This window comes from Rhodospirillaceae bacterium (assembly GCA_028819475.1).
In the GTDB taxonomy this organism is placed as follows: Bacteria; Pseudomonadota; Alphaproteobacteria; order Bin65; family Bin65; genus Bin65.
In genome coordinates this window covers 45,325-58,072 of record JAPPLJ010000030.1, presented here as the reverse complement: position 1 = coordinate 58,072, position 12,748 = coordinate 45,325, and the positions used below count along the sequence as shown (strand labels likewise).

Genomic DNA, 12,748 nt, shown 5'->3' with positions numbered 1-12,748 from the left:
GATTTTACGAACCGATATATTTCCGAACACGGCTGGTGACGGGACGGGCAACCGGGCAATGGCCAGACGATCTTCGCATCTTGCATCGCCCGTTCCCGAACCCGCCGGCAAACCCTTCAGGTAAGCGGGAGCGCGGCGATGCCCCAGGAATCATCAGACTCAGCCAGCCGTCCCGACAGGCCGCGGTGGCTCGGATACGCGCAGCTGGCGGCAATCCTGATCGCCATCGTTGTCGCTCTTTATTTTGCCCGCGCGCCCGACCGGGTCGAGCGCGGGGCGACGGCCGCGACGACGGCCGGGCCCGGCAAGCCTCCCGTCCGCGTCGTCCAGCCGAGTCCGAAAAAATACACCTTTACCGTCCGTGCGACGGGAACTGTGACGCTCGAACGGAAGACCAAGGTCGTTTCCGAGGTCGTCGGCCGGGTCGTCTGGGTCTCGCCGAAATTCACGAATGGCGGGTCGCTCGCGGCAAACGAGACGTTACTCAGGATCGATCCGTCCGAATTCGAAATTCGGGTCCAGGGCGCGGCAATGTCGGTCGTGGAAGCCGAGGCCAGCCTGCAAATTCAAAGGTCCCTTGCGAAGGAAGGCGCCGAGAAGTTCGCGAAGGCCAATCCGGGAACGGAGATTCCGGAACGGGTTCGCCGCGTCTCGTCGATTTCCAGGGCGGAAGCCAGGCTGGGCCGGGCGCAGGCGGCGCTGGATCTGGCGAAGCTGCAGCTGGCGCGCACAAGCATATCGCTGCCCTACGACATCCGGGTGGTGCGTTCGGATGTCGAGGTCGGCGAACTGGTGGGCCCGGCCGAAAGTGTCGGGCGCTCGTGGGTGCTCGGTGTCGTTTACCGGTCCGGCTCGGTACAGGTCCGGGCGCCGGTCGAGCCGAAGGATCTCCGGAGTTTCGCACCGATGGTCGGCCGTTCGGCCCGGCTCTCGACCTGGGCCGGAAAATACGACGGCGAAGTGGTCAGGGTGTCGTCGGTCGTCGCCCCGCGCACCCGCCTGGGGTCGATGTTCCTGAATTTCGCCAAGGATACGCCGCCGGACTCGTTGCCCGCGCCGGGCACTTTCGTGGAAATTGCGGTAACCGGGCCAACGCGCGACGGGGTCTTCGTGCTGCCTGAGACGGCGGCACGCGACCGCAACAGCGTGTGGGTGGTCAGGAAGGGCGCCCTGGCCGCGTTCACGCCCAAAACGCTCGGCCGCACGGCCGACGGCTGGATCGTCGAGCCGTTCGATGCGGGCGAGGGTGTCGTCGTGGGCGTTCTGGCCAATGCCAGGGCAGGATTGCAGGTGACGGCCAGGGCAATCCGGTCGCCGGAATAATCCGGCCTGAAGACGGACGCTGCGTGCGCAAGGCGCGCCATCGCGAGGGACTATCGTGAAAAACGGACCGATCGCATATTTCGTCGGCAATCCCGTCGCCGCCAAATTCCTGCTGATCCTGCTGATCGTCGGCGGCGTGTTTTCCGGGATTCAGCTGACCGTTCAGCACATTCCGGAAATCGATCTGCGCACGGTCAGCGTGACCGTGCGGGTGCCCGGCGCGTCGCCGAAGGAAGTCGAAGAGGACATCAACCGCCGGATCGAGGAAAGCGTGGTCGGCCTTCCCGGCGTCGCGCGGGTCGTGGGCACCGCCTCGCAGGGATTCTCCCGGTTCGACGTCGAACTCGAAACCTTCGCCGATGCCGGCGAGGTCCTGGCCGATGTCCGCAGCGCTGTCGAGAGCATCGAGAATTTTCCGCCGGCCAATGCAGAACGGCCGCGGGTGGAACTGAAGAAGCTGGCGATCGAAGTGATGACGCTTGCCGTCGCCTCGTCGACTTCGACCGAAAATGACCTGCGCCTTGCCGCGGAGAAATTGCGCGACGATCTGCTGGCGCTGCCGTCGGTCTCCCAGGTCAAGCTGCGCGGCACGCGCAACCGCGAAATCGCAATCGAGATGAACTAGGAGGAGTTGCGCCGACACAATCTGACGCTCGCCAAGGTGGCGAGAAAAGTCCGGCGCGTCTCCCGCAACGCGACCTTCGGCGAATTGCGCACCCGCGCCGGCGGCGTGGTCCTCCATGCGGTCGGAAAACGGCAGGTTGGCGAGGAATTCGGGAACATACCGCTGATTACGCGGGTCGACGGCACCATCGTGACGCTCGGCGACGTCGCCACGATCCGCGACGGCTTCGTCGACGAGGACATCCTGTCGACGGTCGACGGCAAGCCGGCGGTTTTCGTCCGGGTCGAAGCGTCCAGGGAGCAGTCGCTGCTCGAAATTTCCTCCAACATCAGGAAACGCCTCGAGACCTACAAGCCGCCGCCGGGGATCGAAATCCGGGTCTGGAACGATACGGCGGAACCGATTTTCGACGTTCTGTCGGATATCGTCCGCAACGCGGCGATCGGCGTCATCCTGGTGTTCGTGTGCCTGTTCCTCGTTTTCGACCTCCGACTCGCATTCTGGATTACCCTGGGCATTCCCCTGTCGTTCGTCGGCGCGCTGATGTTCTTCGATCTGGCGGACCTGACCCTGAACCTGGGGACATTGTTCGCGTTCTTCCTGCTGATCGGCATCGTCGTCGACGATGCGGTCGTGGTCGGCGAGAGCGTCGCTGCGGAACGCGAGCGGGGGAAAAGCGCCGTAGAGGCGGCCGTTTCGGGGGCCCGGATGGTCGCGGGCCCGATCTTCGTCGGCGTATCCACGACCGTCCTGGCATTCGTGCCGTTCCTGTTCGTTACCGAAGGCAGCCTTCAGATCGTCCAGCCATTCTTCTGGGTCGCCCTGTTCGTTCTCGCCGTATCGCTGGTCGAGGCTTTCTTCGTCCTGCCGTCGCACCTCTCGCACGAGCGGCACTGGAGCCTCTCCCCGCTGCGCGAAATCCAGGCCTCGGCGCGCGACGCGATCGACCGGATGCGGGATTCGATCGTGGCGCCGGCGGTGTCCTGGGCGGTCCGCCATGTCTGGCTGACGATCGCCTTCGGCCTGGTATTTTTCGTTGCCGCTCTTGCCCTGCTGCGGTCCGAGCAGGTTCGCGTGGTCATCCTCGACAACACGGCGAGCCGCTCGAACACGGTCCAGGCAAACCTCGAGTTGCCGGTCGGCGCGCCGTTCGAAGCCAGCGCCGCCATCGCCGAAAGATTCGTCCGGGCGGCCGAGGCGGTCGACAAAGAACTCGAAGGGACTGCCATCGATTCGATCAGCGTGATCGTCGGCAATGTCGGCGGCGTCTCCCGTTCGCGCACCGGCGAGGAGCAGCGCAACGGCAGCCATCTGGCCTCGGTCCGGCTTCATCTGCACGACCGGCCGCTGCGCCAGGCGTCGCCCGGGGAAATCGAGCGATTGTGGCGCCGGAATATCGGCAATCTGCCGGGACTGGCGAAAGTCTCGGTCCAGACCACCCTTTTCCGGATGATACCGTCCGTCGCCTATGCCCTGGTTCACGACGATCGCGAAAAACTTGAGCAGGCGGCCCGCGAGCTCAAGGCGTTCATCGGGTCCGTTCCGGGCATCTACCAGCTCTCCGACAGCCTGGTGCCGGGCAAACGGCATTTCGTCGTCCGGGTCACGCCGGCCGGCAAGGCGGCGGGGCTGACGCCGACCGGGATCGGCCGGCAGTTGCGGGCGAACTACCACGGCATCGAGGTCCAGAGGATCCAGCGCGGCCGCGACGAGATACGGGTTGTCGTCCGCTATCCGGCGGAACGGCGGCGCAGTCTGCGCGAGCTCGCCGGCGAGCGGATCCGCCGGCCCGGCGGCGGCGAGGTGCCGCTGTCCACCGTGGCCTGGATCGAGGAAAAGCGCGAGCTCGCCGCGCTCACCCGGATCGACGGCAAGAGCACGGTGCTGGTCAACGCCCACACCGAACTTACCCAGATCACTCCCATCCAGGCGCGGCGGAAGATCGACCGGGAGTTTCTGCCCGGCCTGATCGCGAAATATCCCGGCCTCGGCATATCGGATGACGCCGGCGTGCGGCAGGAGAGGCATCTGTTCGAGACGTTGAGCCTGCTCGTGCCCTTCGTGTTGATTGCGATGTATGCCCTGATGGCCGGTTTCCTGCGCAGCTACTGGAAGCCGGTGGTCGCCATGGCGGGCGTGCCGGTCGCGTTTGCCGGCGCGATATTCGGCCACTGGATTCTTGGCTGGGATGTCACGGCGTTGTCGCTGTTCGGCGTCGTCGCCGTCGCCGGCGTGATCGTCAACGACTCCCTGGTGCTGCTCGACCGCTACAATGCGATCCGGCGGGACAACGATATGCTGCCGGCCATCGCCGCCGCCTCCGCCGCGACGCGCCACCGCTTCCGCGCCGTCTTCCTGACCAGCCTGACCACGGTCCTGGGCCTCTCGCCCCTGCTCTACGCGCGCGGCGACGAACTGATCCGCTTCGTGCCGTTCGTGGTCAGCATGCTCGGCGGCCTGGTCGCCGCCGGCATCTTCACCCTGTTCATCCTGCCGACGCTCGTAATGATCGTCGACGGACGCCGCGAATGAGGCGGGCCGCGGGCCGGACGCCTCAATAGCCCAGCGGCGCAGTGGTCACTTTTTCTTGGGCGGCGGCGGTGGTGGCGGCGACGGCTTCTTCACGGTCGGCGGGAGCTTTCGGGAAAGGGCTCTCATCACGACCTGATTACCTGAACGTTTCGTCGGTGAAGGAGTGGGTTCCTTTGCCACTACATCGCCTCCTCATGTCGCTCTTCAGTCGCTATAGGCACGAATTCCATCATTGTCACCTCGGTAGCAGGAATCAAAATAGCGTCAACGCCTGTCGCGGGCACTCTCTTGTCTTCACCAATCAGCCACTCGGCATCCGCAATGCGAAAGTGCCCATCTTTCGGGTTGCTTGGCCACTCTTCAGCAAATCCAAAAAGTCTGCGCTCACCTTGCAGATGCAATACCAAGAAACATCGATCACCGTAGCGTGCGAAGGTCGAATACCATTCCGACGGATACGATGTTTCTCTCGTGAAACGCAACCGGCGCAAAATCCAGTGCATGACATCCGTATTCGAGAAAAAGGAAGCGCCCAATCCAAGCAAAATTGCAACCAGAACAGACAGTGCAGGCTCCCAACCCTTGAATGTCTGCGCACCTGCGACTGCGCTAGCAGTGGGCAGCAAGATGAACTCCGTTATCGTCTGTCCGATTACGGTGAAAATAAGCGCTAGAACGGTACGGTCGAAGGCGCTCGGTTTCGGGTGCGACGTGAGAGAATAAAAAATACCGGCCGCGACGAATCCTGGCAGGAGGTATGTCAGGGTGCCAACAACCTCGCCAGAAATCCAGCTTACGGCCATTCGATTCAACTCGTAGTGTTTTCACTTTATGTTCGCAATCGTTATACCGATTTAACGAAGTTTGTCAATCCCAGCCGATTCCGAGACGACGGCTTCAGTCATTTCCGGTACCGTTCGGACACGTCCACCGGCCGGGCGGTCAAAGCTAATCCTCGTGCATCGTAGTCTGATCGCGGTCGATTCAGGGCGACCAGGACTACGTCGGTCGGAATCCGGTATTTCCGATTAAAATCCCAGCGCGCAGCCGTCCCTTCGCGGGTCCGAGCCGGCGGAGAGCACGCCGCGCTCCCGGTCGATCAGGATGCCCTGGCCGCCGCCGTGGGGGCTCTCGGCGGGCACGACCGTGTGGCCGAGGGCGCGCAGGCCGGCAGCCGCACTCTGCGGCACGCCGCGCTCGGCGACGATGGCGCCGCCGTCGTGGAACACCCGCGGGCAGTCGATGGCCTGCTGGATGTCCATGCCGAAATCCCACAGGTTGGTGACGACATGGGTCTGGCCGACCGGCTGGAACGGGCCGCCCATCACGCCGAAGGCCAGTTCGCACCGGCCGTCGTTCAGGACCATCCCCGGGATGATCGTGTGCAGTGGCCGCTTGCGCGGGCCGACGCAGTTGGGATGGCCCGGCTCGACGACGAAGCCGGCGCCCCGGTTCTGGAACACCACCCCGGTCTCTTCCGAGGCGATGCAGCTGCCGAAGCTCCAGTAGACCGAGTTGATCAGGCTGACGCAGTTGAGATCGCGGTCGACGACGGTCAGGTAGACCGTATCCCTGTGCTCCGGCATCTCGGCCGGCGGCAGCGCGTCGATTGCCCGGTCGCGGCGGATGTGGCTGCGCAGCCCGGCGGCGAAATCGTCGGACAACAATTGCTCGACCGGCACGTTGCTGCGGCGCGGATCGCCGACGAAGGCGTTGCGCTGGGCATAGGCAAGGCGCTGGGCCTCCATCTCCAGATGCAGCCGTTCGGCGCCGACCGGGTCGAGGGCGGAGAGATCGAAACCCTCCAGGATATTGAGCATGATCTGTGCCGTGATGCCGCCGCCGTTGGGCGGGATCTCCAGCACCGTCCGGCCGCGATAGCCGGAGTCGAGCGGCGCGACCGGCTCGTGGCGCTGTCCGGCAAAATCCTCCGCCGTGTGGCAGCCGCCGGCGGCGTTGAGCGCGGCCAGCATCGCATCGAGCACCGGCCCGGCGTAGAAGCCGTCGCGCCCGCGCCCGGCGATCGCGCGCAGCGTCCGGCCGAGCGCCGGCGAATACCAGACATCGCCGGTCGCCGGCAGCGCGCCGTCCTTCAGATAGAGTGCGGAGGCGGCTTCGTTGCCGCGCAGCCCGTCGAGCCGGCCGGCCCACAGGGCGCGGGTCACCTCGCCGACGGTGAAGCCTTGCTCGGCGCAGGCGATGGCCGGCTGGAGCACCCGGTCGATGCCCAGGGCGCCGTGGGCGTCGAGGATGGCGCACCAGGCGTCGACCGCGCCCGGCACCGTCACCGATTCGACGCCGTCGGGGTCGATCTGCCCGATGCCGCGCTCGATCAGCGAGTCGACGGTGAGGCCGGCCGGGGACCAGCCGGAGCCGTTGATGCCGACGACCGGCCCGTCGCCGCCTTTCTGGTAGAGCATGAAACAATCGCCGCCGATGCTCGTGCTCATGGGTTCGACCACGCACTGCACCGCGCAGGCGGCGATCGCAGCATCGACCGCATTGCCGCCGGCGCGCAGGATGTCGATCGCGGTCAGCGTGGCAATGGTGCTGGACGTCGCCGCGGCGCCGTTGAGGCCATGGACGACGGAACGGCCGGGAAGCTGGATATCGCGCATGGCGGGACCCTGTCTGCGAATGCCGGCCCTGGAACGCCGGCCTTAGAACGGTTGTGCGGAACGCGCCCTCCGTGTAGCACGGAACAAGGAGACGGCAAGAGCGGCGGAACGGCCGTTCCCACGCCGACGGCAGAGACAGACCGGGGAAGGACGCGTCATGGATGTCAAGGCAGCGGTGGCACACGCGGCGGGCGAAGCGCTGACGATCGAAACGGTTCAACTCGACGGCCCGAAGGCGGGCGAGGTCATGGTGGAGGTCAAGGCCACCGGCATCTGCCATACCGACGAGTTCACCCTGTCCGGCGCCGATCCGGAGGGGCTCTTCCCGGCGGTTCTCGGCCATGAGGGCGCCGGCGTCGTTGTCGAGACCGGGCCGGACGTGACCGGGCTCAAGAAGGGCGATCACGTCATTCCGCTCTACACGCCGGAATGCCGGCAGTGCAAAAGCTGCCTGTCCCAGAAGACCAACCTGTGCACGGCGATCCGCGCCACCCAGGGCCAGGGCCTGATGCCCGACGGCACCAGCCGGTTCAGCATGAACGGCGAGCGGGTGTTTCACTATATGGGCACCTCGACCTTCGCCAACTACACGGTGCTGCCGGAGATTGCGCTGGCGAAGGTCCGGGAGGACGCGCCGTTCGACAAGATCTGCTACATCGGCTGCGGCGTCACCACGGGCATCGGCGCCGTCATCAACACGGCCGGAGTCGAACCGGGCTCGAACGTGGCGGTGTTCGGCCTGGGCGGCATCGGCCTGAACGTCATCCAGGGCGCGCGCATGGCCGGCGCCGACCGGATCGTCGGCATCGACATCAACCCGTCCAAGCGTCCGTTGGCCGAGCAGTTCGGCATGACCGACTTCGTCAATCCGGACGAGATCGGCGGCGATAAAGTGGTCGAGGCGGTCGTCGACATCACCGGCGGCGGCGCGGACTACAGCTTCGAGTGCATCGGCAATGTCGAGGTCATGCGCCAGGCGCTGGAATGCTGCCACCGCGGCTGGGGCGAGAGCATCATCATCGGCGTTGCCGGGGCGGGCCAGGAAATTGCCACAAGGCCGTTCCAGCTCGTCACCGGGCGGGTCTGGCGCGGCACGGCCTTCGGCGGCGCGCGCGGCCGGACCGACGTGCCGAGGATCGTCGACTGGTACATGGAGGGGAAGATCAACATCGACGATCTGATCACCCACACCATGCCGCTCGAGGACATCAACTCGGCCTTCGACCTGATGCACGCCGGCGAGAGCATCCGCAGCGTGGTGATCTACTGAGGCCGGCGCACAAGACCGGCGATGCCGGCTGAGCCGGGGGCGGGCGCCGGCAGCGGCTGGCTCGCCCGCGCCGCGCCCTATATCGCGCTGACCGCGGCGGCCGCCTGCTGGGGCGGCACCTGGACCGCGGCGCGCGGCTCCTACCAGGACGTATCGCCGGCCGTCATGGCGTTTTTCCGCTGGGCCGCCGCCGCCGCCGTCCTGCTGCCGATCTTCGGCGCTTCCATCTGGCGCTACCGGGCGGCGCTGCGCCGGGAATGGCGCACCGTTGCGCTGCTCGCCCTCGCCGGGGCGATCGTCTTCAACTACATGATCTTCCGCGGCACGCAAACGACGACCGCAATCAACGGCGCGCTGCTCAACGCCTCGGTGCCGATCTATATCGTGCTGCTGTCCTTTGCCGGCATCGGCGAACGCAACACGGCGGGGCGGATCGCCGGCATCGGCATCGCGCTCGCCGGACTGGTCGTGGTCGTGACCCACGGCAGCTGGCAGCGTCTGGCCGATCTGGAGTTCGTCGAGGGCGACCTGTGGATCGCCGGCGCCATGTTCCTCTGGGGCCTCTACACGATCGGCATCCGCGGCTGGAACAGCGCAATGCCGCCGCTCACCGGGCTTGCGGCCATGGCGGGAGTCTCGGTCCTCGGTCTGGCGCCGATGGCGGCCGCCGAGCTGGAGTTCGGCGGCCGGCTGGTCCCGACCGCCGAAGCGGTTCTCGGCATCCTCTATGTCGGCGTCATCGGGACGGCCGGCGCCTATGTATTGTGGAATTTCGGCATCCGCCGGGTCGGCGCCGCCGGCGGCAGCCTTTTCCTCTACCTGATTCCGGTGTTCGGCGCCGCCTTTGCCGTAGCCATCCTGTCCGAGGAGATCGCCTTCTACCATCTGGCCGGCACGGCGCTGATCGTCGGCGGCATCCTGATCGCCAACCGGCAAGGCAGCGCACCGGGGCCGTAGGGCGCCTCCTTCGAGACGGCTCAGGCGTTCGCCTTCGCCTCCTCAGGATGAAGGGGTGTGTTTGCTTCACCAATACAGCTTCATCCTGAGGAGAGGTTGAGGAGCGATCCGTCAGGATCGCGTCTCGAAACCTCGTCTCGAAGGACGCCTGCGGCCCGGAGCCGCTGGCATCGCGGCTGCGCCCTGTGCCATGACAGGGCGCAACGCCCTTCCACCGAAAGCCCCGACCATGTCTCTCGAAACCGTCAGCGCCAGCAAATGTTTCGGCGGCACGCAATATGTCTACGCCCACGAGGCGCGGACGACGCGGTGCCGGATGCAGTTCTCCGCCTATGTGCCGCCCCAGGCGGCGGACGGGCCGGTGCCGGTATTGACGTATCTGTCGGGCCTGACCTGCACGGAGGAGAATTTCACCGTGAAGGCGGCGGTCCAGCGCCATGCGGCAGAACACGGCCTGCTGGTCGTTGCGCCGGACACCAGCCCGCGCGGCGAGGCGGTGCCCGACGACGAGGCCTGGGATCTCGGCACCGGCGCCGGCTTCTATGTCAACGCCACCGAGGACCCCTGGGCCGGCCACTACCGGATGTACGATTATGTCGTCGAGGAACTGCCGGACGTCGTCGGCGCGAACCTGCCGGCCGACATGAGCCGCCGCGGCCTGTTCGGCCATTCGATGGGCGGCCACGGCACGCTGGTCGTCGCCCTGCGCAATCCGGACCATTACAAATCGGTTTCCGTGCTCGCGCCGATCTGCGCGCCGACCGAAACCGGTTTGGGCGAGAAGATTTTCGGCGCCTATCTGGGCCCGGACCGCGACGCTTGGCGCGAATACGATGCGACGGAACTGGTGAAGGAAGGGCACAACTGCGCGCCGATCCTGATTGACCAGGGCGACGAGGACGAGTTCTTCAAGACGGGCGCGATGAAGATCGACGCCTTTCAGGCGGCCTGCGCGGCGGCGGGCCAGCCGGTCACCCTGCGCATGCAGCAGGGCTACGACCACGGCTATTTCTTCGTCCAGACCTTCATGGGCGACCATGTCGCCTACCACGCCGGGACGCTGAACGGCTGAACGGCGCCCTTCGAGACGACCATTTCGCGACGGCGTGGAGCCTGTCCCGAGCGAAGCCGAGGGGCGCCTCCTCAATGGCCTCCTCAGGATGAAACCCTTCGAGACGGCTCAGGCGTTCGCCTTCGCCTCCTCAGGATGAAGCTGAATTTGTTGAGCCAACAAATCTCTTCATCCTGAGGGGGGCTGAGGAGCGGTCTGCAAGACCGCGTCTCGAAGCCCCGTCTCGAAGCCCCGACTCGAAGGATGGTGGGCGCGGCTGGGATTGAACCAGCGACCCCTACGATGTCAACGTAGTGCTCTCCCGCTGAGCTACGCGCCCTTTGCCCGCTGCCCCCGACCCCCAGGGAGGTGGCGGCGGATCCGGATGAAGGCGGGTATATCGCGCACTTGGCCAGGCCATGCAAGGTCCTGGCCGGATGCGCAGCGGCCAGGGATGTCGCGCCGCCCGGGGCCGGACGGCAACACGCGGCCCCTACGACGCCATCGGGCGGTGACAGGCTCCGCCGCATCGGGTAAACCCGGAGCCATCATGGAAATATCTTTCCCGCCCGCGCCGTCCGAACCGTCCGCACCGGAAGAAATTTACAAGGGAGGCTGGCTGCATTCGCCGGCCTTCGACGTGCTGGAGCCGGTGCAGCAGACCGCGGCGGCGGTCTTCGCCTCGCCGCACAGCGGATCGGACTACCCGCCGGAATTCGTCGAGGCGTCACGGCTCGACCCGCTGGCCCTGCGCAAGTCCGAGGACAGTTTCGTCGATGAGCTGTTCGCCTCCGCGCCGGCGATGGGCGCGCCCCTGCTGCGCGCCCGCTTCCCGCGCGCCTTCCTGGACGCCAACCGCGAACCCTTCGAGCTGGATCCGCGCATGTTCGCCGATCCGCTGCCGGCCTATGTCAACACGCGCTCGCCCAGGGTCGCCGCCGGGCTCGGCACCATTGCCAGGGTCGTTTCGTCCGGCGCCGACATCTACCGCCGCAAGCTGCGTTTCGACGACGCGCTGCACCGGGTCAACGCCTGTTACCGGCCCTATCATGCCGCGCTCGCCGGGTTGGTCGAGCGCACTCTGGCGCAATTCGGCTTCTGCCTGCTGATCGACTGCCATTCCATGCCGTCGGTCGGCGGTCCGGCCGATGCCGATTCCGGCCGCCGCCGGGTCGATATCGTGCTCGGCGACTGTCACGGCACGTCATGCGACCGGCGGCTGACCGAGCTTGCCCGGCGAACGCTCGGCCAGCGGGGCTATGTCGTGCGGCGCAACGTGCCCTATGCCGGCGCGTATACGACGCGCCACTACGGCGCCCCGCAACGCGGCGTCCACGCCTTGCAGATCGAGATCAACCGCGCGCTCTACATGGATGAAGCCAGCCTGCACAAGACGCCGGGCTTCGCCGCGCTGGCCGGCGACCTGGCCGCGTTGATCGGCGAGCTGACCCGGGCGCCGATGGCGGCAGCCGCCTGATCCCGGACGCGGCCGAAAGCGGCAGAGGCTTGGACCCGAAGACCGCGCCGAAGCCGCTGATCCGCGACGCCGCCGAGCGGGACATGGCGGCGGTTGCCGAAATCTATCGCGGCTATGTGCTTGACGGCCTGGCGTCTTTCGAGACCGACCCGCCGTCCGCCGGCGAAATGGACCGGCGCCGCCAGGGCATACAGCACAGCGGCCTGCCCTACTATGTCGCCGAGGTGGACGGGACGGTTGCGGGCTACGCCTATGCCGGGCGCTACCGGGCGCGCATCGCCTATCGCTACACCGTCGAGGACTCGATCTATGTGTCGCCCGACCGGAGCGGCCGCGGCGTCGGTCTCGCCCTGTTGTCCGCCCTGATCGAGCGCTGCACCGCGCTCGGCTATCGCCAGATGCTGGCCGTGATCGGCGATTCCGGCAACGCGGCGTCGATCCGGCTGCACGAAAAGGCCGGTTTCCGGAATGTCGGCCTGCTGCCTTCGGTCGGTTTCAAGCTCGGCCGGTGGGTCGACGCGGTGTTGATGCAGCGCCCGCTGGGCGCGGGAGATTCCGGTCTTCCGGATGTAGAATGAGGCGCAGGAAGCGTTCGCCCGCTGCGCCGCCCGACGCGGCAATAAAATTGGGCCGTGCGGTGGCACGGCCCAAGTTTAGGGAGGAAACGCCCAAGACAATCATCGCGACATGTGCTGGCGAAGCGTTCGCCGGCACGGGCGTGTGCCGCTGTTTCTATATGCCGGCCGGGCTATGGAATTTCAACCTTATTTTGCAGTGCAAAAGAATTTTTCATCAAAAAATCCAGTATATTAGGGATTTCTTATGCCACTTTCGGCCGTCATTGCTGCAATGCAAAAAATGCATGGGTTCCGCTGGGCCGGCATGAAATGTCCCT

The 12,748-nt window shown here is 66.1% G+C and carries 8 protein-coding genes, 1 tRNA gene and 1 pseudogene; 7 read left to right on the top strand and 3 right to left on the bottom strand.

Going from position 1 to position 12,748, the window contains the following annotated elements:
• Positions 1-138 precede the first annotated feature (138 nt).
• On the top strand, positions 139-1,323 hold the full coding sequence (locus OXM58_07815) for a hypothetical protein (GenBank protein MDE0148263.1): 1,185 nt from the start codon (positions 139-141) through the stop codon (positions 1,321-1,323).
• Between the two features lie 55 nt (positions 1,324-1,378).
• Positions 1,379-4,480: pseudogene (locus OXM58_07810) on the top strand (efflux RND transporter permease subunit).
• A 179-nt stretch (positions 4,481-4,659) separates the two neighbouring features.
• On the opposite strand, the gene OXM58_07805 reads toward OXM58_07810, so the two are convergent.
• Positions 4,660-5,283: a DUF6338 family protein gene (locus OXM58_07805; GenBank protein MDE0148262.1), complete on the bottom strand. Its 624-nt coding sequence runs from the start codon at positions 5,281-5,283 to the stop codon at positions 4,660-4,662.
• Between the two features lie 225 nt (positions 5,284-5,508).
• Complete coding sequence (locus tag OXM58_07800) at positions 5,509-7,098, bottom strand: gamma-glutamyltransferase family protein (protein ID MDE0148261.1); 1,590 nt, start codon at positions 7,096-7,098, stop codon at positions 5,509-5,511.
• 157 nt (positions 7,099-7,255) lie between these two features.
• Between OXM58_07800 and OXM58_07795 the strand changes: the two genes are divergently transcribed.
• The 3 genes from OXM58_07795 to fghA all read left to right on the top strand — a co-directional run bounded on the left by OXM58_07795 (position 7,256) and on the right by fghA (position 10,397).
• On the top strand, positions 7,256-8,368 hold the full coding sequence (locus OXM58_07795; GenBank protein ID MDE0148260.1) for an S-(hydroxymethyl)glutathione dehydrogenase/class III alcohol dehydrogenase: 1,113 nt from the start codon (positions 7,256-7,258) through the stop codon (positions 8,366-8,368).
• Positions 8,369-8,389: 21 nt separating this feature from the next.
• Positions 8,390-9,325, top strand: a complete 936-nt coding sequence (locus OXM58_07790) for a DMT family transporter (GenBank protein ID MDE0148259.1) — start codon at positions 8,390-8,392, stop codon at positions 9,323-9,325.
• Positions 9,326-9,554: 229 nt separating this feature from the next.
• Positions 9,555-10,397 (top strand): S-formylglutathione hydrolase, encoded by an 843-nt coding sequence (gene fghA / locus OXM58_07785; protein MDE0148258.1) that lies wholly within the window; start codon positions 9,555-9,557, stop codon positions 10,395-10,397.
• Between the two features lie 244 nt (positions 10,398-10,641).
• Here the strand turns inward: fghA and OXM58_07780 are convergent.
• Positions 10,642-10,716: transfer RNA gene (locus OXM58_07780), tRNA-Val, on the bottom strand.
• 210 nt (positions 10,717-10,926) lie between these two features.
• Between OXM58_07780 and OXM58_07775 the strand changes: the two genes are divergently transcribed.
• Together OXM58_07775 and OXM58_07770 are read left to right on the top strand one after the other, a co-directional pair.
• The gene (locus OXM58_07775) at positions 10,927-11,853 is read left to right on the top strand and encodes an N-formylglutamate amidohydrolase (GenBank protein ID MDE0148257.1); all 927 of its coding nucleotides are present in this window, start codon (positions 10,927-10,929) and stop codon (positions 11,851-11,853) included.
• Positions 11,854-11,882: 29 nt separating this feature from the next.
• Positions 11,883-12,431, top strand: a complete 549-nt coding sequence (locus OXM58_07770; protein ID MDE0148256.1) for a GNAT family N-acetyltransferase — start codon at positions 11,883-11,885, stop codon at positions 12,429-12,431.
• Positions 12,432-12,748: the final 317 nt, after the last annotated feature.

Excerpts from the sequence above, each read along its gene's own strand:
- fghA (MDE0148258.1), top strand. The coding sequence starts at position 9,555 with ATGTCTCTCGAAACCGTCAGCGCCAGCAAATGTTTCGGCGGCACGCAA.
- OXM58_07790 (MDE0148259.1), top strand. The coding sequence starts at position 8,390 with ATGCCGGCTGAGCCGGGGGCGGGCGCCGGCAGCGGCTGGCTCGCCCGC.
- OXM58_07775 (MDE0148257.1), top strand. The coding sequence starts at position 10,927 with ATGGAAATATCTTTCCCGCCCGCGCCGTCCGAACCGTCCGCACCGGAA.
- OXM58_07800 (MDE0148261.1), bottom strand. The coding sequence starts at position 7,098 with ATGCGCGATATCCAGCTTCCCGGCCGTTCCGTCGTCCATGGCCTCAAC.
- OXM58_07805 (MDE0148262.1), bottom strand. The coding sequence starts at position 5,283 with ATGGCCGTAAGCTGGATTTCTGGCGAGGTTGTTGGCACCCTGACATAC.
- OXM58_07795 (MDE0148260.1), top strand. The coding sequence starts at position 7,256 with ATGGATGTCAAGGCAGCGGTGGCACACGCGGCGGGCGAAGCGCTGACG.
- OXM58_07815 (MDE0148263.1), top strand. The coding sequence starts at position 139 with ATGCCCCAGGAATCATCAGACTCAGCCAGCCGTCCCGACAGGCCGCGG.